The sequence below is a fragment of the Pseudomonas sp. B6001 genome, assembly GCF_013386015.1.
Classification (GTDB): domain Bacteria; phylum Pseudomonadota; class Gammaproteobacteria; order Pseudomonadales; family Pseudomonadaceae; genus Aquipseudomonas.
In genome coordinates this window covers 634567-657942 of the sequence record NZ_JACAOX010000002.1, presented here as the reverse complement: position 1 = coordinate 657942, position 23376 = coordinate 634567, and the positions used below count along the sequence as shown (strand labels likewise).

The window sequence follows — 23376 nt, the reverse complement described above, 5'->3', positions numbered from 1 at the left end:
CGTACCGAGAGATTCAGAGGGCCTGAGAATCTGGCCATAATTGTTCAGATTCGATGCCCGCATTCTTCAATAAGAAAGGACCCTGCCATGCGTGTCGCAATACTGGATGACGAACCTGCTGAACTGCGGCGGGTGGAACAGACACTGCGACAAATCCCCAGCGCTGCGGATCAGCCATGGACCCTGCACTGCTTCGAGCGTGGAGAAGACCTGCTGCGACAACTGCGCCGCGAGACCTTCGACTTGCTGATCCTTGACTGGCAACTGCCCGACCTCAGTGGCCTGGCATTGCTGCGCTGGACCCGCGAGCACATGGAAGCGCCGCCAGCCGCCATCATGCTTACCAGCCGCGATGCCGAGAGCGATATCGTCCAGGCGCTGAACAGTGGTGCCGATGATTACGTCAGCAAGCCGTTTCGTCCCAATGAGCTTAAGGCTCGGGTGAATGCCGTTCTGCGTCGCCACGGGTTGCAGAAGTCTGCAGCCAGTGAGGTGCATACCTTCAATGACCTGACCTTTGATGATGCTGAACTCACGGTGAGCAGGGCGGGAAAACCCATCAGCCTGACGGAGCGCGAATACCGCCTGGCGCGGTGCCTGTTTGAGAACCTGGCGCGGCCGCTGTCTCGAGAGTACCTGTATGAACGGTTCTGGACCCATGAGGAGATGGTGTCGTCGCGGCCGCTGGATACGCATATTTATCGGCTGCGGAATAAGCTCGGGCTGACGGCGGATCGGGGTTGGCAGTTGCTGACGATCTATGGGTACGGATATCGGTTGGAGAGTGTGACGGCGGCTTCCGAGGACTGAGATGTTCCACGTGGAGCATTTATAAAATGCTCATATCCAGCCCATAAAAAAGGCCAACGCTAAGCGTTGGCCTTTTTTGTTTTTGCGCTGCAACCTGATCAGAAGTCCAGGTTGGAAACCGCCAGGGCATTGCTCTCGATGAAGTCACGACGAGGCTCGACCGCATCACCCATCAGGGTGTTGAAGATCTGGTCCGCGCCAATGGCGTCTTCGATGGTCACGCGCAGCATGCGACGCTGGGCTGGGTCCATGGTGGTTTCCCACAGCTGATCCGGGTTCATTTCGCCCAGACCTTTGTATCGCTGAATGGTATGGCGCTTGGTGCTTTCCGCCATCAACCAGTCCAGGGCTTCCTTGAACTCTTTGACCGCTTTCTTGCGCTCGCCACGCTGAATGTAAGCACCGTCGTCCAGCAGGGTGCTCAGTTGCGCGCCGAGGGTAACAACCGTCTTGTAGTCGTTGCTGCCGAAGAAGTCGCGGTTGAAGGTGACGTAGTTCGACAGGCCGTGGGAGATCAGTTCGACCTCTGGCAGCCAGACGTTACGTTCACGGTCTTCACGCAGGCTGGCTTTGTAGACCAGGCCGGATTTTTCAACGGTACGCAGGCGGACTTCGTACTGGGCCAACCAAGCCTGCATGTGGGCATGATCACCCAACTGTTCCAGGCTGACGGATGGCAGGTAGATGAAGTGCTCGGTCAGCTCCTGAGGGTACAGGCGCGACAAACGCTTGAGGGTCTTCATCACCATGCGGAAGTCGTTTACCAGGCGCTCCAACGCTTCACCGGAGATGCCCGGGGCTTCGTCGTTCAAGTGCAGGCTCGCATCTTCCAGGGCCGACTGCGTCATGTACTCTTCCATGGCGTCGTCGTCTTTGATGTATTGCTCTTGCTTGCCTTTTTTCACTTTGTACAACGGCGGCTGGGCGATGTAGATGTAGCCACGCTCGATCAACTCCGGCAACTGACGGAAGAAGAACGTCAGCAGCAGGGTGCGGATGTGCGAACCGTCAACGTCAGCATCGGTCATGATGATGATGTTGTGGTAGCGCAGCTTGTCGATGTTGTACTCATCGCGGCCGATGCCACAGCCCAGGGCGGTGATCAAGGTGCCGACTTCCTGCGAGGAAATCATCTTGTCGAAACGCGCCTTCTCGACGTTGAGGATCTTACCCTTCAACGGCAGGATGGCCTGGGTGCGACGGTTGCGACCCTGCTTGGCGGAACCGCCAGCAGAGTCACCTTCCACCAGGTACAGTTCGGAGAGGGCAGGGTCTTTCTCCTGGCAGTCAGCCAGTTTGCCCGGCAGGCCGGCGATATCCAGCGCACCTTTACGACGCGTCATCTCACGGGCTTTACGCGCCGCTTCACGAGCCCGTGCTGCGTCGATCATCTTGCCGACAACCAGCTTGGCTTCGTTCGGGTTTTCCAGCAGGAAGTCGGAGAAGTACTTGCCCATTTCCTGTTCGACCGCTGTCTTCACTTCGGAGGACACCAGCTTGTCTTTGGTCTGGGAGCTGAACTTCGGATCCGGAACCTTGACCGAGATAATGGCGGTCAGGCCTTCGCGGGCATCGTCACCGGTGGTGGCGACTTTGTGTTTCTTCGCCAAGCCTTCCGCTTCGATGTAGGTGTTCAGGTTACGCGTCAGTGCAGAACGGAAACCCACCAGGTGAGTACCGCCATCGCGCTGAGGAATGTTGTTGGTGAAGCACAACAGGTTCTCGTTGAAGCTGTCGTTCCACTGCAGGGCGATTTCTACGCCGATGCCGTCTTCACGCTGGATGTTGAAGTGGAACACCTGATTGACCGCGGTCTTGTTGGTGTTCAGGTATTCAACGAACGCACGCAGACCGCCTTCGTACTTGAACAGCTCTTCCTTGCCGCTGCGTTCGTCCTTGAGGACGATACCCACACCGGAGTTCAGGAAAGACAGTTCACGAATCCGCTTGGCCAGAATGTCCCAGCTGAAGTGGATGTTCTTGAAGGTTTCAGCCGAAGGCTTGAAGTGAATCTGCGTACCAGTGCTTTCGCTGTCACCGACGATTTTCATCGGTTCCTGTGGAACACCATGAACGTAAGTCTGTTCCCAGATCTTGCCGCTACGACGTACAGTCAGGATCAGCTCTTCAGAAAGGGCGTTTACTACCGAAACACCTACACCGTGCAAACCGCCGGATACTTTATAGGAGTTATCGTCGAACTTACCGCCGGCGTGGAGCACGGTCATGATGACCTCTGCCGCCGAAACGCCTTCTTCTTTATGCACATCTACCGGAATGCCGCGACCGTTGTCGCGTACGGTGATGGATTCGTCCGGGTGGATGATGATGCTGATGTCGTCGCAGTGACCGGCCAAAGCTTCGTCGATCGAGTTATCGACCACCTCGAACACCATGTGGTGCAGACCGCTGCCATCATCGGTATCACCGATGTACATACCGGGACGTTTGCGTACGGCATCCAAACCTTTAAGCACTTTAATGCTGGTCGAGTCGTACGTATTCGTATTTTCTTCGCTCATGCCTTCACTCCCGATGGTCGTGGGTCTGGGTGATACGGCCTTGTTCCACGTGGAACAAAGCGACTGGCGTTTCCGTCTGCCAGCCTTCCCTCAATAATTCGTGGTCTACACAGGTGATAAACACCTGGCAGCGTAAGTCTTCCAACAAGCGGCATAACGCGCGGCGGTGCTGCTCGTCCAGTTCGGACGGCAAGTCATCCACCAGATAAATACATTGCCCGCGCCGGGCCTGGCTAACCAGATGCCCCTGGGCGATACGCAAAGCGCAGACCACCAACTTCTGCTGACCGCGGGACAAGATATCCGCAGCATTATGTGCGCCCAATCTAAGGCGCAAATCAGCCCGTTGTGGTCCGGCCTGGGTGTGACCAATTTGCTGATCCCGTTGCAAGGACGTCGCGAGCACTGCACTCAGTTCCCGGTCTTTGTCCCAACCACGGTAGTAGCTCAACGTCAGCCCCTCGAGTTCAAGTAACTCGCTCAAGGTCTGCTCAAAGACTGGTTTCAAGGCTTTGATATAGGCGCGGCGGTATTCATCTATTTCAGCGCTGGCCAGGCACAGTTCCCGGTCCCAAGCAGCTTGTGAAGCGGCGTCAAGTGTACCATGCCGCAGCCATGAGTTCCGCTGCCGCAGGGCCTTCTGCAGGCGCTGCCAAGTGGCCATGAAACGCGGTTCCACGTGGAACACTCCCCAATCGAGGAATTGCCTGCGGATTTTTGGCGCGCCTTCCAGCAAGCGGAAGCTGTCCGGGTTGATCAGTTGCAGTGGCAGGATTTCTGCCAGCTGCGCAGCACTACGAGCATTCTGCCCATCGATGCGGATTTGAAACTCCCCCTGACGATCACGAGAAATTCCCAGGCTGCTATGACCGCCTTCGGCCAATTCGACTTGGCCAAATACTGTGCACGCCAGTTGCTCGTACTGAATCACCGGCAACAAGCGGGCACTGCGAAAGGAACGAGCGAGCCCCAGCAGGTGAATGGCTTCCAGCACGCTGGTTTTGCCACTGCCGTTGGCGCCGTGGAGGATATTGATGCGGGGGGAGGGGGAGAAGGTCACCGGGTGCAAATTGCGCACCGCGGTGACCGAGACGCGACTGAGGGACATCTAGCTTCTGCTGAACATGATTACAGGCGCATCGGCATGACAACGTAAGCCGAGTCATCGTTGTCGGATTCTTGTACCAGGGCGCTGCTGTTGGAGTCAGACAGAATCAGGCGAACCTGTTCAGTGGTCATCACGCCCAGCACGTCCAACAGGTAGCTGACGTTGAAGCCGATTTCCAGGTTGCCGCCGTTGTAGTCGACGCCCACTTCTTCTTCCGCTTCTTCCTGCTCAGGGTTATTCGCCTGGATTTTCAGTTGGCCGTTGGCCAATTGCAGGCGGATACCACGGTATTTCTCGTTGGAAAGAATAGCGGTACGGCTGAACGCTTCACGCAGGGCCTGACGATCACCGATCACCAGCTTGTCGCCGCCTTTAGGCAGAACGCGCTCGTAATCCGGGAACTTGCCGTCAACCAGCTTGGAAGTGAAGGTGAACTCGCCAGTGGTCGCGCGGATGTGGTGCTGGCCCAGCACGATACTGACATTGCCATCCGGCTCAGTCAGCAGGCGCGCGAGCTCCAGAATACCTTTACGCGGCACGATCACCTGGTGGCGATCCGGCTGACCGATATCGGCTTTCATCGAGCACATGGCCAGTCGGTGACCGTCGGTGGCTACGGCGCGGATGATGCCTTCGGAGACTTCCAGCAGCATGCCGTTAAGGTAATAACGCACGTCCTGCTGGGCCATGGCGAAACTGGTGCGCTCGATCAAACGGCGCAGTCGGCTTTGTTCCAGGCTGCAGGTCAGCGAGCCTGGGCCTTCCTCCACGGTCGGGAAGTCGTTGGCCGGCAAGGTCGACAGGGTGAAACGGCTGCGACCGGCCTTGACCACCAGCTTTTGCTCATCAACCTTGATGTCGATCAGCGCGTCGTTGGGCAGGCTTTTGCAGATGTCCATCAGCTTGCGCGCCGGCACGGTGATCTCGCCGGGTTCGGCGGGCTCTTCGAGCTGGACGCGACCGACCAGCTCGACTTCCAGGTCGGTACCGGTCAAGGACAATTGCTGGCCTTCGACAACCAGCAATACGTTGGAAAGCACCGGCAAGGTCTGTCGGCGCTCGACGACGCCTGCGACCAGTTGCAGGGGTTTCAACAGGGCTTCGCGTTGAATGGTGAAATGCATGGTCTAGTCCCTTGCCTTAATAAGCTGCGCTGGTGTTCATCAAGTAGTCAGTGTACGCAGCAGGTTCTTGTAGTCCTCGCGAATATCCGCGTCGGATTCCTTAAGTTCGTTGATCTTGCGGCACGCGTGCAAGACCGTGGTGTGGTCGCGACCGCCAAACACATCACCAATTTCCGGCAGGCTGTGGTTGGTCAGCTCTTTGGAGAGCGCCATCGCTACCTGGCGGGGACGTGCTACCGAGCGCGAACGGCGCTTGGACAGCAGGTCGGAAATCTTGATCTTGTAATACTCGGCCACGGTGCGCTGGATGTTATCCACACTCACCAGCTTGTCTTGCAACGCCAGCAGGTCTTTCAGGGATTCGCGAATCAGCTCGATGGTGATGTCACGACCCATGAAGTGCGAGTGAGCGATGACCCGCTTGAGTGCGCCTTCCAGTTCACGCACGTTGGAGCGAATGCGCTGGGCGATAAAGAACGCGGCGTCGTGCGGCAGGTCGACTTTGGCCTGGTCGGCCTTTTTCATCAGGATCGCGACGCGGGTTTCAAGCTCCGGCGGTTCTACCGCTACGGTCAGGCCCCAGCCGAAGCGCGACTTCAGGCGCTCTTCCAGGCCTTCGATTTCCTTCGGATAACGGTCACTGGTCAGGATGACCTGCTGGCCACCTTCGAGCAACGCGTTGAACGTGTGGAAAAACTCTTCCTGGGAACGTTCCTTGCGGGCGAAGAATTGAATGTCATCGATCAGCAAGGCATCAACGGAACGGTAGAACCGCTTGAACTCGTTGATGGCGTTGAGCTGCAACGCCTTGACCATATCGGCCACGAAGCGCTCCGAATGCAGGTACACGACCTTGGCATTCGGGTTCTTCTTTAATAGGTGGTTACCCACGGCGTGCATCAAGTGAGTTTTACCCAAGCCAACGCCACCATAAAGGAAGAGCGGGTTGTAACCATGCTTGGGGTTGTCGGCGACCTGCCAGGCAGCCGCGCGGGCCAGCTGGTTGGATTTACCTTCGACAAAGTTCTCAAAGGTGAACGTGCGGTTCAGATAGCTGGTGTGCTTGAGCGCACCCTCTACCTGGACGGTGCGCTGTTCGGCACGAACCGGGGCCTGTTGTGAGCTGGCGCCGGCCATTGGGTCAAAGCTGTCGCGGGACGGCTCTTCATTCATAGGCGCGTTTTTCTGCGACGAGGATTTCGAAGGCGTCTGGGCGACCGGGGCTGGCGAGTTATTAACAGGTGCCGCAGCGGCCTGAGCCTGGGAGGCACTGGCAGCCAACGGTGCATTCGGCGCAGCACGAGGTGCCGAGCTACGTTTGCTGCCTATTAATAAGGAGAGCACCGGAGCAAGCCCGTTGCCGTGTTCGTCGAGCAATTCGAGAACGCGGCTCAGGTATTTCTCGTTGACCCAGTCGAGAACAAAACGATTGGGTGCGTAGACACGCAACTCGTCGCCTTCGGCTTCGACCTGTAGCGGACGGATCCAGGTGTTGAATTGCTGGGCAGGCAGCTCATCGCGCAAAAGCTCCACGCACTGCTGCCAAAGTTCCACTGACACGGATATCCCCTAAGTTGAAAGCCGGTGAGGCAAAAACAGCCGCCATTGTAGCGGCCAGCCGCCCACTTATCCACATGTAGGTTGCTCACAGGGCGCCAAGAATCAATGCCTTAACCGTAAAAAAGGCGACAAATGGTCTGTGCATAAGCTCTGTGGATAAGCGCCCCTAAGCTCGTTGTACAAGTGGGGTCGAAAGTCTGTGGGTAACTGGCCTGTGGATAACTAGCCATTCCACACACAGCTTATCCGATAGCGCAGCACAGGCAGAGCACCGTTTCTCCCCCGTGTTGTCATTCTCTGTACAGCCCGTAGAATATGGCCTAAAGGCAGTTATCCACAGAAGATGGGGTGCCTAGCTTTTATAAGCTTTACAGAAAAGCTTTAAATAACTTCCTTCTTTATTTTTATATCTATGGCATTGCTCGTGAAAGGCGAATCGCCCGGATTCGGTCCGCAGGCCTCCAGATATCTAATTAAAGGAAAAGCTGGTTGGAAATTGACCTAGAGGCTTGCTTTCTCTAGAATCGCCGGTCTCTTAAAACGGGGGCCATTCCGGCCCGTTGTGGACGAACCAGGTAACACGCCATGAAACGTACTTTCCAACCAAGCACCATCAAACGCGCCCGTACTCACGGCTTCCGTGCTCGCATGGCCACCAAGAACGGCCGTGCTGTCCTGTCGCGTCGCCGCGCCAAAGGTCGTGCGCGTCTGGCAGTTTGATAATCCGGTACTGGTGGTGAGTCAGGACTTCAGTCGGGAAAAGCGTCTGCTAACCCCCCGGCATTTCAAGGCAGTCTTTGACTCCCCCACCGGCAAGGTTCCGGGGAAAAATCTCCTGCTCCTTGCGCGTAACAACGATCTGGATCACCCCCGTCTCGGGTTGGTGATCGGCAAGAAGAGCGTAAAGCTCTCCGTTGAGCGCAATCGCCTCAAGCGTCTGATGCGCGAATCGTTTCGCCTCCACCAGGAAACTCTGGTTGGTTGGGATATTGTTATCGTCGCGCGCAAAGGCTTGGGGGACGTAGAAAACCCCGAATTGATTCAGCATTTCGGCAAGCTCTGGAAACGTTTGGCTCGTACCAACAAGCCAGCACCAGCTGTCAGCACCGAAACTGTAGGGGTAGACAGTACTGATGCGTAAACTGGCCCTCGTTCCGATCCAGTTTTACCGCTATGCCATTAGTCCCCTGATGGCAAACCACTGTCGTTTCTACCCCAGTTGTTCCTGCTACGCGTTGGAAGCCATAGAAAATCATGGCCTTCTGCGCGGTGGCTGGCTGACCTTTCGTCGTTTAGGTCGCTGTCATCCGTGGAATCCCGGTGGTTATGACCCGGTTCCGCCTATCCCTACCTCCCGTTCTTCTTCGATGGCCGAGTAATCATGGATATTAAACGCACGATCCTGATCGTCGCCCTGGCAATCGTGTCCTACTCTATGGTTCTTAAGTGGAACCAGGATTATGGCCAAGCTGCCCTGCCGACTCAGAATGTTGCTACCAATCAGTCGGCGCCGGCTATTCCGGATACGCCACTGGGTAACAATGCTGCCGCCAGTGCCGATGTACCCAGCGCGAATGCCGATACCAGTACCCCGGTAGAAACCCCGGTCGTCACCAATAAAGACCTCATCCATGTAAAAACGGATGTACTGGACCTGGCAATCGACCCACAGGGTGGTGATATCGCCCAGCTCAAGCTGCCGCTGTATCCACGTCGCCAAGACCATCCGGATGTTCCGTTCCAGCTGTTCGATAACGGTGGCGAACGTGTATATCTGGCGCAAAGTGGCCTGACCGGTACTGACGGTCCGGATGCTCGTGCTACCGGTCGTCCGGTTTATTCGACCGAACAGAAGACTTATCAACTGGCCGATGGCCAGAACCAGTTGAACGTCGACCTGAAATTCAGTCACGACGGCGTCAACTACATCAAGCGTTTCAGCTTCACCCGCGGTTTGTACGATCTGAAAGTCACTTACCTGATCGACAACGAAAGCGCGAAGCCGTGGACGGGCAACCTGTTTGCCCAGCTCAAGCGTGACAACAGCGCCGATCCTTCTTCCAGCACCGCCACCGGCACCGCGACGTACCTGGGCGCAGCCCTGTGGACAAGTAGCGAGCCGTACAAAAAAGTGTCGATGAAAGATATCGACAAGGGCGCGCTGAAAGAAACCGTTCAAGGTGGCTGGGTTGCCTGGTTGCAACACTACTTCGTGACCGCATGGATCCCGAACAAAGGTGATGCCAACCTGGTTCAAACCCGCAAAGACAGCCAAGGCAACTACATCATTGGCTTTACTGGCCCGACGTTGACCGTCGCTCCGGGTGCCAAGGCTGAAGCCAGCGCCACGTTGTACGCCGGTCCGAAGAGCCAGGCAGTCCTCAAAGAGTTATCCCCAGGTCTGGAACTGACTGTGGATTACGGCATTCTGTGGTTCATTGCCCAGCCGATTTTCTGGCTGCTGCAACATATCCACAGCATTGTGGGTAACTGGGGCTTCTCGATTATCCTGCTGACCATGCTGATCAAGGGGATCTTCTTCCCACTGTCGGCCGCCAGCTACAAGTCGATGGCGCGTATGCGTGCCGTGGCCCCGAAACTGGCTGCGCTGAAAGAACAACATGGCGATGACCGGCAGAAAATGTCCCAGGCCATGATGGAGCTGTACAAGAAAGAGAAGATCAACCCGTTGGGTGGATGCTTGCCGATTCTGGTGCAGATGCCGGTATTCCTGTCGCTGTACTGGGTGCTCCTGGAAAGCGTGGAAATGCGCCAGGCTCCGTTCATGTTGTGGATAACTGACCTGTCGATCAAAGACCCGTTCTTTATCCTGCCGATCATCATGGGCGCGACCATGTTCATCCAGCAGCGCCTGAACCCGACTCCGCCGGACCCGATGCAGGCCAAGGTAATGAAAATGATGCCAATCATCTTCACCTTCTTCTTCCTGTGGTTCCCGGCTGGTCTGGTGCTGTACTGGGTGGTCAACAACTGCCTGTCGATCTCCCAACAGTGGTACATCACACGTAAAATCGAAGCGGCTACCAAAAAAGCCGAGGCGTAATTTACTCTGTGGATAACACCACTCAAGACGCCCCCTAGTGGGGCGTTTTGCTTTCTGTCACTTTTATCCGGGTACCCGCCATGAGCGCTCCTCGTGAAACCATCGCCGCTGTCGCCACCGCTCAAGGTCGTGGTGGTGTCGGTATCGTTCGTATTTCCGGGCCGCTCGCCAGCGTGGCGGCCCAGGCCATCAGCGGGCGGGAACTGAAGCCGAGGTATGCGCATTACGGGCCGTTTTTAGGTGCTGATGAAGAAGTGCTGGATGAAGGTATCGCCCTTTATTTCCCGGGGCCGAACTCCTTTACCGGCGAAGACGTCCTGGAGCTGCAAGGCCACGGCGGCCCGATCGTTCTGGACATGCTGCTGCAGCGTTGCCTGCAGTTGGGTTGCCGCCTGGCACGTCCGGGTGAATTCAGCGAACGCGCGTTCCTCAACGACAAACTCGACCTGGCCCAGGCCGAGGCGATTGCCGACCTGATCGAAGCCAGCTCTGCACAAGCTGCGCGCAATGCGTTGCGCTCGTTGCAGGGCGCGTTTTCCCTGCGTGTGCATAACCTCACCGAGCAATTGATCAGCTTGCGCATCTACGTGGAGGCCGCGATTGATTTCCCGGAGGAAGAAATCGACTTCCTTGCCGATGGCCATGTCCTGGCGATGCTGGATAAGGTTCGCGATGAGTTATCCACAGTGCTGCGCGAAGCCGGGCAAGGTGCCTTGCTGCGTGACGGTATGACCGTGGTGATTGCCGGCCGTCCCAACGCCGGCAAGTCGAGCCTGCTCAATGCCCTGGCCGGGCGAGAGGCCGCGATCGTCACCGAGATCGCCGGCACCACGCGGGATATCCTGCGCGAACATATCCACATCGATGGCATGCCCCTGCATGTGGTGGACACCGCTGGACTGCGTGACACCGATGACCAGGTGGAAAAGATCGGGGTGGAACGCGCGTTGAAGGCCATCACGGAAGCTGACCGCGTGTTGCTGGTGGTGGATGCCACCGCGCCAGAGGCTGCAGACCCGTTCGCACTGTGGCCGGAATTCCTCGAACAACGGCCGGACCCGGCCAAGGTCACGCTGATTCGCAACAAGGCTGACCTGACGGGCGAGGCAATTGCCCTGGAAGTCAGTGAAGATGGCCACGTGACAATCAGCTTGAGTGCCAAGGCTGCAGGAGAAGGGCTGGAACTGCTGCGCGATCATCTGAAAGCGTGCATGGGCTACGAGCAGACTTCGGAAAGCAGCTTCAGCGCTCGTCGCAGGCACCTGGAGGCACTGCGGCATGCCAGCGCCGCCCTCGAGCATGGCCGTGCGCAACTGACGCTGGCAGGAGCCGGTGAGCTGCTGGCTGAGGATTTACGCCAGGCGCAGCAGCTGTTGGGTGAGATCACCGGCGCATTCAGCTCCGATGATTTGTTGGGGCGGATCTTTTCAAGCTTCTGTATCGGGAAATAGGCGGTTATCCACAGCTGGCTGGTTACCAGTTGTAGGAAACAGTTCCGAGTAGCGTCCGGCTTTCACCCCAGTAGCAGCGGCCCGCATCGTTGCAGCCGGACACATACTCCTTGTCGAACAGGTTCTTCGCGTTCACGTCTACCGACCAGTGCTGGTCAATCTGGTAACCAATGGCGGCATCCACCAACGTCACGCTTCCAGCATCCAGCTTCCCGTATAGAGAAGGCGCGGTGTAAGCGAAAGTGCTGTCGAAGTAGCGCACGCCGCCACCGACGGACAAGCCCTTGAGCTGGCCATCAAGAAAGCGGTATTTGCCCCAGACCGAAGCCTGATTACGCGGAACACCGGTCATCTGGTGACCTTCCACGAGCGACGTTGCCGAATCCTTGGTAATCCGAGCATCGGTGTAGGTGTAGGCCGCAGTCACGTTCAAATTAGGTGTGAGGTTGCTGTTGACCTCCACTTCCACACCCTTGGCCCGGCTTTCGCCGACCTGGCGGTAGGTATTGGTCGTGGCGTCGAGGTACGTGTCGTCCTGCTTGCGCAAGTCATAGACCGACAACGTCATCGCCGTGTCCCAGCCGATCGGCTCGTACTTGAGGCCTACTTCGTATTGACTGCTGGTGATCGGGTCCAGCGGTGTGCCGGCATTGGAGATCTGCTGTACCGGAACGAACGCGGTCGAGTAGCTGACATATGGCGTCAGGCCATTGTCGAACTGGTACATGATCCCGCCCTGATAGGTGAACTTGCGGTCTTCAGAGCTGATGTTGCCGGCCTTGGCCACCTTGTCGCGAAAATCACTGTCGACCCAGTCCTGCCGCCCGCCGAGCAAGAATAACCAGTGGTCATACTTGCTCTGAAGCTGTGCATAAACACCTTTCATCTGCTGTTCGAGCAACGTGTTTTGCACCGCGAGAGGCGTCAATGGATCCCTCAGGTACACCGGGTTATACACATTGATCGTGCCTGCAAATCCGGCATTCCAATCCTGGCTGAACGAGGTACGGTCATAGCTGGCACCGAACAGCACGGTATTTTCCAGCCCGCCTACCTGGAATTTGCCTTCCAACTGGTTATCCAGCGAGTAGACCATCGATTTGTTGTAGCGGTCGTAGGCATTCATGTTCAGCTGTGTGCCGAACCCCGCATTATTCAGGTTGCCTGGCCAGGTTTCATGGCGGGTGATTCGCGACTGCATGTAGCGCGAGTTCTGCCGAAACTGCCAGTCATCGTTGAAGCTGTGGCTGAACTCGTAGCCGGTGCTCCAGGTTTCCCGTTCGAAGGTGTTCCAATCCGGGTCACCGAGCATGGTGTGCTTGGAGAGCTTTCCGTTGGGGTTGGTCAGTAACGTGCCTGCTGCAGGTAGGCCAAGTTCAAGATTGGTGTGGTCTTTCTGGTAGTTGGCCAGCAGCGTCAGGGTGTTGTAGTCGTCGAAATTGAGGGTCAGGGACGGTGCGATATACAGACGGTCATCGGGAACGTGATCGGTCTGGGTGTCGGACTTCCTGCCGAGCATCACCACCCGTCCAAGGATATTGCCGCTGTCGTCCAAGGGACCGGAGATATCCACACCCACCTGGCGCCGGTTATTAGAACCGTAGGTCAGCTGAACTTCGCCTTGTGGTGTAGCTGTCGGGTGTTTACTCACCAGGTTGACCAGGCCACCGGGTGCGTTTTCGCCGTAGAGCAGGGAAGAAGGGCCACGGAATATCTCCACCCGTTCCAGGCCATAAGGTTCGCTGGTGGTGTCATACCGGTTGCCTTGGACTCGCAAGCCATCGCGCAGCAGGCCGTAGCCATAATCCGTGGCGTTGAAACCGCGAATGAAGAACAAGTCACCGGCCAGCCCGTCGCCCGCAGCGAAGGGAGGGGCAAAGATTCCCGGCACATAGCCCAGCACTTCTGTGAGCGTCTGGGATTTTTGATCCTTGATGCGCTGGCCGGTCACCACCGACACCGAGCGCGGGGTTTCCGACAATGGTGTGCTGGTCTTGGTACCGATTCGGCTGTTTTGCGCCTTGTAACCTACGTCCCCGGCAATTTCCTGATTGAACCCAGTCTGTTGATACGTGCTGACAGTAGTGGGGGCCAGCATGAGCTGTTCCCCGCTCGCAGCCGGCTGCAGCGCGTAGCTGCCGGGGCCTTGAACCGCCGCCTGCAATCCCGAGTTTTGCAGCAATAACGCAAACCCTTGCTCCACCGAGTAGTCACCCTCCAGCCCAGGACTTTGCAGGCGCGCCGTCTGCTGCGGCGAGAATGACAGAATCACATTGGCCTTCGACGCGAATTGGCTCAAGGCATTGTCGAGTGGCCCGGAGGCGATCACGTAATGTTGCACTGGGCTGGCAGCAATGGCCCGAGTGCATAGCAAGGTGCTGGCAGTCGCTGCCGTGGCCAGCAGCAAGCCATACGTGATGCCGTGATGGGAGAGACGCTGGCGAAGTTTTGTAGGAAGGCGCATGTGTGAGTAAGCCCTGAAGGTAGCATCGTGATTACCTGTAGGGCCGCGCCAGGTAAAAAAAAGATAACCCCCGCTGAGAGTATTTTTTCAGTATCAAGCTGTAAGCGTGACGGAGACCCAATAGCGCGTGAAATACTTCACGTGGATCGGCAGCGTGACCTGCAGGTTGGCCAATACGGCGTCGGTGGAATCCAGACGGAAAGTGCCGGACACCCGCAGCCGCGCTGATGCGGCATCGCACTGCATAACGCCCGGCCGATAGCGCGCCAGTTCGTCGATGACATCCCCCAGTCGCGCATCCAGAACGATCAGTTGGCCGTCGACCCATGCGGCTTGGTTCCCGCGATAGATATGGCTGGGGCCTACGTCTTGCGTGCCGAAGTCGACACTTTCACCAGGTCCGAGCACTCGGCTATGGGCCGGCTGGTCGACGGGTTGCACGCTGACCCGGTCTTCCAGCACACCAACCCGCGTCGACCCTTGCAGTTGGCGAACAGTGAACCGCGTACCCAAGGCTTGAACACGACCCTCATGGGTTTCGACATAAAACGGTGTTTGCCGGCCCGACTTTCCGGTGTGGATAAGTACTTCCCCCTCACGCAAACGGACCAGTCGCTGCTGCCCATCGAAAAGTACGTCGATAGCCGTGTTCGTATTGAGGTCAATTTGAGTGCCGTCGGCCAACCCGATTCGCCGTCGTTCGCCGACCTTGGTCCGATAGTCAGCCCAGAGGTTGCCCAGGGATGTGTGTTGTTGAACGTTCCACCCCAAGTACCCGGCGGCACCGAGCATCAGCATCAGCTTGAGCACTTGCCGCCGTTGTTGACTGGCCGAGAGCGCACGACGGGTGAAGTCCTTGGGTAGCGCACCGAGGCCACGTTGCAACTGCTCCATCTGGTTCCAGGCCGCCTGATGGGAGGGATCGCCGTTGAGCCATTGCTGCCAGGCACTTTGTTGCGCGGGTGTCGGTGGCTGCGATTGAAATTGCACGTACCAACTGGCGGCGGCTTCGAACGTCTTGCGATCCGGGGCAGCCATTACATGCCCGCCATGATCAAGGCGCATTCAGTCAGGGCCCGAACCATATGTTTCTTGACGGTGGTCAGCGAGACACGCAACTGATCGGCGATCTGTTGATAAGTCAGGCCTTCGACCTGGGACAGCATGAAAATTCGCCTGGCCCGTTCCCCCAGCCCACACAAGGCTTTATCCACAGCAACGAGGGTTTCAATGATGATGGCCTTGTCTTCTTCACTGATTGCGATCGCTTCGGGCCGGTCTGCCAGGGTTTGCAGATAGGCCTGCTCAATGGCGCGGCGGCGATAGCGGTCAATCACCAGTCCCCGGGCAACTGTGGCCAGATAGTCCCTGGGCTCGAGGATCTGCGTCGCATTGCGGCCGCCCAGGATCCGCACGAACGTATCGTGTGCCACGTCAGCTGCATCGCAGGCGTTATGCAACTTTCCCTTGAGCCAGCTGTGCAACCACGAATGGTGCTGCTCATAGATGTGCTGGACTGCAACGGTATGCGAGGGAAGGGCCATGAGAGGTGACGAGGCAGGTTAATGATAATAACTATTATTAACTGCCGTGGCGCTTTCTCACAATAGGCGTTCCATCAACCCGTTTCACAAATGCAAATGAACTGTTTCCTGCCTGACCGAGGATTTTCGGAGGCATCTGCCTGCCTGAAACTTATCGGGATCCGTATTTTCTGTGGATTAAGCCCTGTGAATAACCGCCCCTGTGCCCAGTTGATAACCAGGCTTGAAACCTGAGTAAAAACCCCTCTGTGGATAACCACCCGTTTAATCCACAGGCTTAAAGCACTTATCCAAGGGCCTCATTGGCACCTAACCACAGACTTTTGAATCTCTGTACATAAAGTAAATAAAGGCCTGTAGAGATTTATCCACAGAAACATGCCTCAGTAGAAATAAACATAAAAACAAAGATTTAATAAATTTCTCTCTTTTAATTTCTATTGTTCGTGATTCATCCACAGCTGGTTAAATTTTGTGCAAAGGGTTCTTTAGGAAGGGCGAAGTCCCTATACTTGCCGACTCGTTCGAAAACCTGATCTCGAACGCTCATTCCTAATTACCTACAGAAGCAGGCACGAGGTGCGTGGTGGATTTCCCTTCCCGTTTTGAAGTGATCGTCATCGGCGGCGGTCATGCCGGTACCGAGGCAGCACTGGCGTCAGCACGCATGGGGGCAAAAACCCTGTTGCTGACGCATAACGTGGAAACCCTCGGCGCCATGAGCTGCAACCCCGCGATTGGCGGGATTGGCAAAAGCCATCTGGTCAAGGAAATCGATGCCCTGGGCGGCGCGATGGCCATGGCTACCGACAAAGGTGGTATTCAATTTCGCGTACTGAACAGTCGCAAAGGCCCGGCCGTACGAGCCACACGTGCTCAAGCCGACCGCATCCTGTACAAGGCCGCTGTCCGCGAAACCCTGGAAAACCAGCCGAACCTGTGGATATTTCAACAGGCAGCCGATGACCTGATCGTCGAACAAGACCAGGTACGCGGTGTCGTCACGCAAATGGGCCTGCGTTTCTTCGCAGAATCCGTGGTGTTGACCACCGGTACCTTCCTCGGCGGACTTATCCACATCGGTATGCAGAACTATTCCGGTGGCCGCGCCGGTGATCCACCGTCAATCGCCTTGGCTCAGCGCCTTCGCGAACTGCCACTGCGTGTTGGTCGCCTGAAAACCGGCACGCCGCCGCGAATTGATGGCCGGTCTGTGGATTTCTCGGTGATGACCGAGCAAGCCGGTGATACACCGATCCCGGTGATGTCGTTCATGGGCTCCAAGGAACAGCATCCGAAGCAGGTCAGTTGCTGGATTACCCACACCAACGCCCGCACCCACGAAATCATTGCTGCGAACCTCGACCGTTCGCCGATGTATTCCGGGGTGATCGAAGGTATTGGCCCGCGCTACTGCCCGTCGATCGAAGACAAGATCCACCGCTTTGCCGACAAGGAAAGCCACCAGGTTTTTATCGAACCGGAAGGTCTGACTACCCACGAGCTGTACCCGAACGGGATTTCAACTTCCTTGCCGTTCGACGTGCAAATCCAGATCGTGCAGTCGATTCGCGGTATGGAAAATGCGCACATCGTGCGTCCTGGCTACGCCATCGAGTACGACTACTTCGACCCGCGTGACCTGAAATACAGCCTGGAAACCAAGGTCATCGGCGGTTTGTTCTTTGCAGGGCAAATCAACGGCACCACCGGTTACGAAGAAGCCGGCGCCCAGGGTTTGCTGGCCGGAACCAACGCGGCACTGCGTGCACAGGGCAAAGACAGCTGGTGCCCGCGTCGCGATGAGGCGTACATCGGTGTGTTGGTCGACGACCTGATCACCCTCGGAACCCAGGAACCGTACCGGATGTTTACGTCCCGGGCCGAATACCGCCTGATCCTGCGGGAAGACAACGCCGACCTGCGCTTGACCGAAAAAGGTCGCGAATTGGGCCTGGTCGACGACGTGCGTTGGGCGGCCTTCTGCAAAAAACGCGAAAGTATCGAGTTGGAAGAGCAACGCCTGAAAAGTACCTGGGTTCGCCCGGGCACCGAGCAAGGCGATGCGATTGCCGAAAAATTCGGCACGCCGCTGACTCACGAATACAACTTGCTGAACCTGCTGTCCCGGCCGGAAATCGACTACGCTGGTCTGATCTCGGTCACCGGCGCTGGCGCAGAAGATCCACAGGTTGCCGAGCAGGTCGAAATCAAGACCAAATACGCCGGTTACATTGACCGTCAGCAGGATGAGATCGCTCGTCTGCGGGCCAGCGAAGACACCAAGCTGCCTGTGGATATCGATTACACAAACATTTCCGGGCTGTCGAAAGAGATCCAAGGCAAGCTGGGGATAACTCGACCGGAGACCCTGGGCCAGGCGTCCCGTATTCCGGGCGTCACGCCGGCAGCCATTTCGCTGTTGATGATTCATTTGAAAAAACGCGGCGCGGGCCGTCATTTGGAGCAAAGCGCTTGAGTTCGTTGGTCACCTCGCAACACGCCGAAGAGTTATCCACAGGTGCTCGCCAGCTTGGCGTCAACCTGACCGAAGCCCAGCACGAGTTGCTGCTGGGTTATCTGGCCCTGTTGATCAAATGGAACAAGGCTTACAACCTCACTGCGGTGCGTGACCCGGACGAAATGGTCTCCCGCCATCTGCTCGACAGTCTCAGCGTGATGCCGTTTATCGAAAACGGCCGCTGGCTCGACGTTGGCAGCGGCGGCGGCATGCCCGGCATCCCGCTGGCGATCCTGTTTCCGGAGTCGCAAGTGACCTGCCTGGACAGCAACGGCAAGAAAACCCGCTTCCTGACCCAGGTCAAACTCGAACTCAAGCTGGATAACCTGCAAGTTATCCACAGTCGCGTCGAAGCCTTTACGCCTGAACAGCCTTTCAACGGAATTGTTTCCCGGGCGTTCAGCAGCATGGAGAACTTCAGCAACTGGACCCGCCACCTCGGCGACCGCGATACCCGTTGGCTGGCAATGAAGGGCGTTCATCCAAGCGACGAGCTGTTAGCATTGCCGGCAGACTTCCACCTCGATAGCGAACACGCCTTGGCCGTACCCGGTTGCCAAGGCCAACGCCATCTGCTGATACTGCGCCGCACGGCATGATTGGGAACACAAGCAAGAATGGCTAAGGTATTCGCGATAGCGAACCAGAAAGGTGGCGTGGGCAAAACCACCACCTGCATCAACCTCGCAGCATCCCTGGTCGCTACCAAGCGTCGGGTGCTGTTGATCGATCTCGATCCACAGGGCAACGCCACCATGGGTAGCGGTGTGGATAAACACGGCCTGGAAAACTCGGTCTACGACTTGCTGATTGGCGAGTGCGACCTGGCCCAGGCCATGCACTTCTCCGAGCACGGCGGTTATCAACTGCTGCCTGCCAACCGCGATTTGACCGCGGCGGAAGTGGTGCTGCTGGAAATGCAGATGAAAGAAAGCCGTCTGCGCAGCGCTCTGGCGCCGATTCGCGAGAATTACGACTACATTTTGATCGACTGCCCGCCGTCGCTGTCGATGCTGACGTTGAACGCACTGGTTGCGGCCGACGGGGTGATTATCCCCATGCAGTGCGAGTATTTTGCGCTCGAAGGCTTGAGCGACCTTGTGGATAACATCAAGCGTATCGCCGAGTTGCTCAACCCGAACCTGCAAATCGAAGGCCTGCTGCGGACCATGTATGACCCGCGCCTGAGCCTGATGAACGATGTGTCGGCACAGCTCAAGGAACACTTCGGCGATCAGCTCTACGACACCGTGATTCCACGTAACATCCGCCTGGCCGAAGCGCCAAGCTATGGCATGCCCGCGCTGGCGTACGACAAGTCTTCCCGCGGCGCCATTGCCTATCTGGCGCTGGCCGGCGAGATGGTTCGCCGTCAACGCCGCAATTCACGCACCGCTGCAGCCCAGCCAACTTAAGGAATCCCCATGGCCGTCAAGAAACGAGGTCTCGGACGTGGACTGGATGCACTGCTGAGTGGTCCGACTGTCACTTCGCTTGAAGAACAGGCAGTGCAGGCCGACGAGCGCGAGCTGCAGCACCTGCCGCTGGACCTGATCCAGCGCGGCAAATACCAGCCGCGCCGGGACATGGACCCGCAGGCGCTGGAGGAATTGGCGAATTCGATCAAGGCCCAGGGCGTGATGCAGCCGATCGTGGTGCGCCCGATTGGTGCAGGCCGCTTTGAAATCATCGCCGGCGAGCGCCGCTGGCGCGCCAGCCAGCAGGCCGGCAAGGAAACCATTCCGGCAATGGTGCGCGATGTGCCGGATGAAACCGCCATCGCCATGGCGTTGATCGAGAACATCCAGCGTGAAGACCTCAATCCGATCGAGGAAGCGATCGCCCTGCAGCGTTTGCAGCAGGAATTCAAACTGACTCAGCAGGAAGTCGCGGATGCGGTGGGCAAGTCCCGGGTTACCGTGTCCAACCTGTTGCGCCTGATCGCGCTGCCGGAAGTCATCAAAACCATGCTTTCCCATGGCGACCTGGAAATGGGTCATGCCCGTGCTTTGCTCGGTTTGCCGGAAAATCAACAGGTTGAGGGGGCGCGACACGTTGTCGCACGAGGCCTCACCGTTCGTCAGACTGAGGCCCTGGTTCGCCAGTGGCTCAGTGGCAAACCTGCACCGGTCGAAACCGCCAAACCTGATCCGGATATTGCACGCCTGGAGCAGCGCCTGGCCGAACGCCTAGGCTCTGCGGTGCAAATTCGTCATGGCAAGAAAGGCAAAGGGCAATTGGTCATCGGATATAACTCATTGGATGAGCTTCAGGGCGTCCTTGCCCACATCCGCTGAAACAATTGCTTCTGTAGCGCGCAGTCGGAAATCACTACCCGGCAGTTGAATAGGGGCAGAACCGCCCCTATACTCTGCGCGCATTTTGTCGGCACAAATTATGCCAAGTTATTGATTTCCGGCAGCCGACCATTGAGGAGCAAGAGTGATGGAAACCCGCACGCCAAACACGTTGCCGTTCCATCGCTTGGCCGTTTTCCCGGTTTTAGTGGCTCAATTTGTCATTTTACTGATCGCCTCTTTGGCGCTCTGGTATTGGTATGGAGTCGTAGCCGGATACTCGGGACTCTGCGGAGGCCTGATAGCCTTGCTGCCCAATATGTATTTTGCTCACAGGGCCTTTCGGTTTTCCGGCGCCCGAGCAGCCCAGGCTATCGTCCGGTCTTTTTATGCCGGCGAGGCGGGGAAATTGATTTTGACGGCAGTGCTGTTTGCACTGACCTTTGCAGGTGTGAAGCCATTGGCGCCGCTGGCTGTATTCGGCGTCTTCGTGTTGACCCAACTGGTCAGCTGGTTCGCTCCCCTGCTAATGAAAACAAGACTTTCGAAACCTTAGGGCGTTTGAGGCAACCATGGCAGAAACAACCGCTTCGGGCTATATCCAGCACCACTTGCAGAACCTGACCTTCGGTCAGCTTCCCAACGGCGGCTGGGGCTTTGCCCACTCCGCAGCAGAAGCCAAAGAAATGGGCTTCTGGGCATTCCACCTGGATACTCTGGGCTGGTCTGTCGCATTGGGCCTGATCTTCGTCCTGATTTTCCGCATGGCGGCAAAGAAGGCGACTTCCGGTCAGCCAGGTGCTTTGCAGAACTTCGTTGAAGTATTGGTCGAATTCGTCGATGGCAGCGTGCGGGACAGCTTCCATGGTCGTAGCGCGGTGATTGCACCGTTGGCACTGACCATCTTCGTCTGGGTGTTCCTGATGAACGCCGTCGACCTGATCCCGGTCGACTGGATTCCTCAGCTGGCCATCCTGATCTCCGGCGATCACCACATTCCATTCCGTGCGGTTTCGACCACGGACCCTAACGCCACCCTGGGCATGGCCCTGTCGGTGTTCGCGTTGATCATTTTCTACAGCATCAAGATCAAGGGCATCGGCGGCTTCATCGGCGAACTGACCCTGCACCCGTTCGGCAGCAAGAACATCTTCGTTCAAGCGCTGCTGATCCCGGTGAACTTCCTGCTGGAGTTCGTGACCCTGGTCGCCAAGCCGATTTCCCTGGCCCTGCGACTGTTCGGCAACATGTATGCCGGCGAGTTGGTGTTCATTCTGATCGCTGTGATGTTCGGCAGTGGTCTGCTCTGGCTTAGCGGCCTGGGCATTGTTCTGCAGTGGGCGTGGGCTGTGTTCCACATCCTGATCATCACCCTGCAGGCGTTTATCTTCATGATGCTGACCATCGTCTACCTGTCGATGGCGCACGAAGAGAACCATTAAGACCAGTCTCGACTAGTCTGATGTCCCTCCCGGTCAAACGGGAGGGTAGCCCTGAAGGGCTATGAAACGATTTGTTTTACCGCTTTAAAATCTAAAAAACCTAAACCATACGACGTAAAAGTCGGGAGGAAAGATGGAAACTGTAGTTGGTCTAACCGCTATCGCTGTTGCACTGTTGATCGGCCTGGGCGCCCTGGGTACTGCCATTGGTTTCGGCCTGCTGGGCGGCAAGTTCCTGGAAGGCGCAGCGCGTCAGCCAGAAATGGTTCCAATGCTGCAAGTTAAAATGTTCATCGTCGCCGGCCTGCTCGACGCCGTGACCATGATCGGTGTTGGTATCGCTCTGTTCTTCACCTTCGCGAACCCCTTCGTTGGTCAACTCGCCGGTTAATCACTCGTTTTTTCGAGTGATTGGTGTGTTGTGCAACGAACGAGCGAGGTATTGGCGTGAACATTAATGCAACCATTATTGGTCAGTCCTTAGCGTTCTTGATTTTTGTAGTTTTCTGCATGAAGTTCGTATGGCCTCCGGTCATCGCGGCTTTGCACGAACGTCAGAAGAAGATCGCAGACGGACTGGACGCTGCCGCACGAGCAGCTCGCGACCTGGAGTTGGCCCAAGATAAAGCGGGTCAACAACTGCGCGAAGCGAAAGCTCAGGCAGCTGAAATCATTGAGCAAGCCAAGAAACGCGGTAACCAGATCGTTGAAGAGGCTGTTGAAAAAGCCCGTATCGACGCTGACCGTGTGAAGGTTCAGGCTCAAGCCGAGATCGAGCAGGAACTGAACGGTGTCAAAGATGCGCTGCGTGCCCAACTGGGTGCTCTGGCCGTCGGCGGTGCTGAGAAGATCCTGGGTGCCACAATCGATCAAAACGCGCACGCGGAGCTGGTAAACAAACTGGCTGCTGAAATTTAAGCGAGGGCGATCATGGCAGAATTGACCACGTTGGCCCGACCTTACGCTAAGGCAGCCTTCGAGCACGCCCAGGCCCACCAGCAGCTGGCCTCTTGGTCAGCCATGCTCGGCCTGGCTGCAGCAGTGTCGCAAGACGACACCATGCAGCGCGTGCTCAAGGCCCCGCGACTGACGAGCGCAGACAAGGCCGCCACGTTTATTGACGTGTGCGGCGACAAGTTTGATGTGAAAGTGCAGAACTTCATCCACGTCGTTGCCGAAAACGACCGTCTCCCGCTTCTGCCGGAGATCGCCGCTCTGTTTGACCTGTACAAGGCCGAACAAGAGAAATCGGTAGATGTTGAAGTGACCAGTGCTTTTGCATTGAACCAAGAACAGCAAGACAAACTCGCCAAGGTTCTCAGTGCACGACTCGACCGGGAAGTGCGCCTGCAAGTTGCGGAGGATGCCACCCTGATTGGTGGTGTCATCATTCGCGCCGGCGACCTGGTTATCGATGGCTCGATTCGCGGCAAACTCGCGAATCTTGCCGAAGCATTGAAATCTTGAGT

At 57.0% G+C, this 23376-nt stretch carries 22 protein-coding genes; 15 read left to right on the top strand and 7 right to left on the bottom strand.

The features are described from left to right. Window positions 1–87: 87 nt before the first annotated feature. Window positions 88–810 carry a response regulator transcription factor gene (locus HX821_RS05355; protein ID WP_003213588.1) on the top strand — a complete coding sequence of 241 codons (723 nt, stop codon included), beginning with the start codon at window positions 88–90 and terminating at the stop codon, window positions 808–810. Window positions 811–908: 98 nt separating this feature from the next. Here HX821_RS05355 and gyrB read toward each other — a convergent pair whose 3' ends face one another. Genes gyrB through dnaA form a run of 4 tightly spaced genes read right to left on the bottom strand, consistent with a single transcriptional unit; the run spans window position 909 to window position 7124 of the window. Beyond that, on the bottom strand, window positions 909–3332 hold the full coding sequence (gene gyrB, locus HX821_RS05350; protein ID WP_003213587.1) for a DNA topoisomerase (ATP-hydrolyzing) subunit B: 2424 nt from the start codon (window positions 3330–3332) through the stop codon (window positions 909–911). Window positions 3333–3336: 4 nt separating this feature from the next. Further along, window positions 3337–4440: a DNA replication/repair protein RecF gene (recF, locus tag HX821_RS05345; RefSeq protein ID WP_003213585.1), complete on the bottom strand. Its 1104-nt coding sequence runs from the start codon at window positions 4438–4440 to the stop codon at window positions 3337–3339. Window positions 4441–4460: 20 nt separating this feature from the next. Further along, window positions 4461–5564, bottom strand: coding sequence for a DNA polymerase III subunit beta (gene dnaN / locus HX821_RS05340; protein WP_003213582.1), 1104 nt, complete (start codon window positions 5562–5564; stop codon window positions 4461–4463). A gap of 39 nt (window positions 5565–5603) precedes the next feature. Next, window positions 5604–7124, bottom strand: coding sequence for a chromosomal replication initiator protein DnaA (gene dnaA / locus HX821_RS05335; protein ID WP_177035377.1), 1521 nt, complete (start codon window positions 7122–7124; stop codon window positions 5604–5606). Between the two features lie 585 nt (window positions 7125–7709). Between dnaA and rpmH the strand changes: the two genes are divergently transcribed. From rpmH to mnmE, 5 genes are all read left to right on the top strand, one after another. Continuing rightward, window positions 7710–7844 carry a 50S ribosomal protein L34 gene (rpmH, locus tag HX821_RS05330; RefSeq protein WP_003213577.1) on the top strand — a complete coding sequence of 45 codons (135 nt, stop codon included), beginning with the start codon at window positions 7710–7712 and terminating at the stop codon, window positions 7842–7844. Window positions 7845–7860: 16 nt separating this feature from the next. Then, on the top strand, window positions 7861–8265 hold the full coding sequence (gene rnpA, locus HX821_RS05325; RefSeq protein ID WP_010168490.1) for a ribonuclease P protein component: 405 nt from the start codon (window positions 7861–7863) through the stop codon (window positions 8263–8265). Then, window positions 8258–8503, top strand: coding sequence for a membrane protein insertion efficiency factor YidD (gene yidD, locus HX821_RS05320; RefSeq protein WP_003213574.1), 246 nt, complete (start codon window positions 8258–8260; stop codon window positions 8501–8503). The genes rnpA and yidD overlap by 8 nt, the downstream gene beginning before the upstream one ends. A 2-nt stretch (window positions 8504–8505) precedes the next feature. After that, entirely contained in the window at window positions 8506–10188 is a 1683-nt protein-coding gene (gene yidC / locus HX821_RS05315; RefSeq protein WP_003213572.1) for a membrane protein insertase YidC, read from the top strand. Window positions 10189–10268: 80 nt separating this feature from the next. Beyond that, a complete protein-coding gene (gene mnmE / locus HX821_RS05310) occupies window positions 10269–11639 on the top strand; it encodes a tRNA uridine-5-carboxymethylaminomethyl(34) synthesis GTPase MnmE (protein ID WP_134327611.1) in 1371 nt (456 codons plus the stop codon). 22 nt (window positions 11640–11661) lie between these two features. Here mnmE and HX821_RS05305 read toward each other — a convergent pair whose 3' ends face one another. The 3 genes from HX821_RS05305 to HX821_RS05295 all read right to left on the bottom strand — a co-directional run bounded on the left by HX821_RS05305 (window position 11662) and on the right by HX821_RS05295 (window position 15647). Continuing rightward, window positions 11662–14103, bottom strand: a complete 2442-nt coding sequence (locus HX821_RS05305; RefSeq protein WP_102370204.1) for a TonB-dependent siderophore receptor — start codon at window positions 14101–14103, stop codon at window positions 11662–11664. Between the two features lie 93 nt (window positions 14104–14196). Next, the gene (locus tag HX821_RS05300; protein ID WP_087694576.1) at window positions 14197–15141 is read right to left on the bottom strand and encodes a FecR domain-containing protein; all 945 of its coding nucleotides are present in this window, start codon (window positions 15139–15141) and stop codon (window positions 14197–14199) included. Then, complete coding sequence (locus tag HX821_RS05295; RefSeq protein WP_008439546.1) at window positions 15141–15647, bottom strand: sigma-70 family RNA polymerase sigma factor; 507 nt, start codon at window positions 15645–15647, stop codon at window positions 15141–15143. Before HX821_RS05295 ends, HX821_RS05300 begins: the two co-directional genes overlap by 1 nt. Window positions 15648–16233: 586 nt before the next feature. Between HX821_RS05295 and mnmG the strand changes: the two genes are divergently transcribed. The 9 genes from mnmG (at window position 16234) to HX821_RS05250 (ending at window position 23374) form a co-directional block, all read left to right on the top strand. Next, the gene (mnmG, locus tag HX821_RS05290) at window positions 16234–18126 is read left to right on the top strand and encodes a tRNA uridine-5-carboxymethylaminomethyl(34) synthesis enzyme MnmG (protein WP_177022416.1); all 1893 of its coding nucleotides are present in this window, start codon (window positions 16234–16236) and stop codon (window positions 18124–18126) included. Beyond that, the gene (gene rsmG / locus HX821_RS05285; RefSeq protein ID WP_003213561.1) at window positions 18123–18767 is read left to right on the top strand and encodes a 16S rRNA (guanine(527)-N(7))-methyltransferase RsmG; all 645 of its coding nucleotides are present in this window, start codon (window positions 18123–18125) and stop codon (window positions 18765–18767) included. The genes mnmG and rsmG overlap by 4 nt, the downstream gene beginning before the upstream one ends. Window positions 18768–18785: 18 nt before the next feature. Further along, window positions 18786–19583, top strand: a complete 798-nt coding sequence (locus tag HX821_RS05280; protein ID WP_003213559.1) for a ParA family protein — start codon at window positions 18786–18788, stop codon at window positions 19581–19583. 9 nt (window positions 19584–19592) lie between these two features. Continuing rightward, on the top strand, window positions 19593–20465 hold the full coding sequence (locus HX821_RS05275) for a ParB/RepB/Spo0J family partition protein (protein WP_063033750.1): 873 nt from the start codon (window positions 19593–19595) through the stop codon (window positions 20463–20465). Between the two features lie 148 nt (window positions 20466–20613). Further along, a complete protein-coding gene (locus HX821_RS05270) occupies window positions 20614–21021 on the top strand; it encodes a F0F1 ATP synthase subunit I (RefSeq protein ID WP_003213556.1) in 408 nt (135 codons plus the stop codon). A 16-nt stretch (window positions 21022–21037) separates the two neighbouring features. Next, a complete protein-coding gene (gene atpB, locus HX821_RS05265; protein ID WP_003213554.1) occupies window positions 21038–21907 on the top strand; it encodes a F0F1 ATP synthase subunit A in 870 nt (289 codons plus the stop codon). Between the two features lie 133 nt (window positions 21908–22040). After that, on the top strand, window positions 22041–22298 hold the full coding sequence (gene atpE / locus HX821_RS05260) for a F0F1 ATP synthase subunit C (protein ID WP_002555987.1): 258 nt from the start codon (window positions 22041–22043) through the stop codon (window positions 22296–22298). A gap of 56 nt (window positions 22299–22354) precedes the next feature. Then, complete coding sequence (locus HX821_RS05255) at window positions 22355–22825, top strand: F0F1 ATP synthase subunit B (protein WP_008439543.1); 471 nt, start codon at window positions 22355–22357, stop codon at window positions 22823–22825. 12 nt (window positions 22826–22837) lie between these two features. Continuing rightward, on the top strand, window positions 22838–23374 hold the full coding sequence (locus HX821_RS05250; RefSeq protein ID WP_003213551.1) for a F0F1 ATP synthase subunit delta: 537 nt from the start codon (window positions 22838–22840) through the stop codon (window positions 23372–23374). Window positions 23375–23376: the final 2 nt, after the last annotated feature.

Bases quoted from the DNA above. Each gene is read 5' to 3' on its own strand.
- HX821_RS05355 (WP_003213588.1), top strand. From the start codon at position 88: ATGCGTGTCGCAATACTGGATGACGAACCTGCTGAACTGCGGCGGGTG.
- gyrB (WP_003213587.1), bottom strand. From the start codon at position 3,332: ATGAGCGAAGAAAATACGAATACGTACGACTCGACCAGCATTAAAGTG.
- recF (WP_003213585.1), bottom strand. From the start codon at position 4,440: ATGTCCCTCAGTCGCGTCTCGGTCACCGCGGTGCGCAATTTGCACCCG.
- dnaN (WP_003213582.1), bottom strand. From the start codon at position 5,564: ATGCATTTCACCATTCAACGCGAAGCCCTGTTGAAACCCCTGCAACTG.
- rpmH (WP_003213577.1), top strand. From the start codon at position 7,710: ATGAAACGTACTTTCCAACCAAGCACCATCAAACGCGCCCGTACTCAC.
- yidD (WP_003213574.1), top strand. From the start codon at position 8,258: ATGCGTAAACTGGCCCTCGTTCCGATCCAGTTTTACCGCTATGCCATT.
- yidC (WP_003213572.1), top strand. From the start codon at position 8,506: ATGGATATTAAACGCACGATCCTGATCGTCGCCCTGGCAATCGTGTCC.
- mnmE (WP_134327611.1), top strand. From the start codon at position 10,269: ATGAGCGCTCCTCGTGAAACCATCGCCGCTGTCGCCACCGCTCAAGGT.
- HX821_RS05305 (WP_102370204.1), bottom strand. From the start codon at position 14,103: ATGCGCCTTCCTACAAAACTTCGCCAGCGTCTCTCCCATCACGGCATC.
- HX821_RS05300 (WP_087694576.1), bottom strand. From the start codon at position 15,141: ATGGCTGCCCCGGATCGCAAGACGTTCGAAGCCGCCGCCAGTTGGTAC.
- HX821_RS05295 (WP_008439546.1), bottom strand. From the start codon at position 15,647: ATGGCCCTTCCCTCGCATACCGTTGCAGTCCAGCACATCTATGAGCAG.
- HX821_RS05280 (WP_003213559.1), top strand. From the start codon at position 18,786: ATGGCTAAGGTATTCGCGATAGCGAACCAGAAAGGTGGCGTGGGCAAA.
- HX821_RS05275 (WP_063033750.1), top strand. From the start codon at position 19,593: ATGGCCGTCAAGAAACGAGGTCTCGGACGTGGACTGGATGCACTGCTG.
- HX821_RS05270 (WP_003213556.1), top strand. From the start codon at position 20,614: ATGGAAACCCGCACGCCAAACACGTTGCCGTTCCATCGCTTGGCCGTT.
- atpB (WP_003213554.1), top strand. From the start codon at position 21,038: ATGGCAGAAACAACCGCTTCGGGCTATATCCAGCACCACTTGCAGAAC.
- atpE (WP_002555987.1), top strand. From the start codon at position 22,041: ATGGAAACTGTAGTTGGTCTAACCGCTATCGCTGTTGCACTGTTGATC.
- HX821_RS05250 (WP_003213551.1), top strand. From the start codon at position 22,838: ATGGCAGAATTGACCACGTTGGCCCGACCTTACGCTAAGGCAGCCTTC.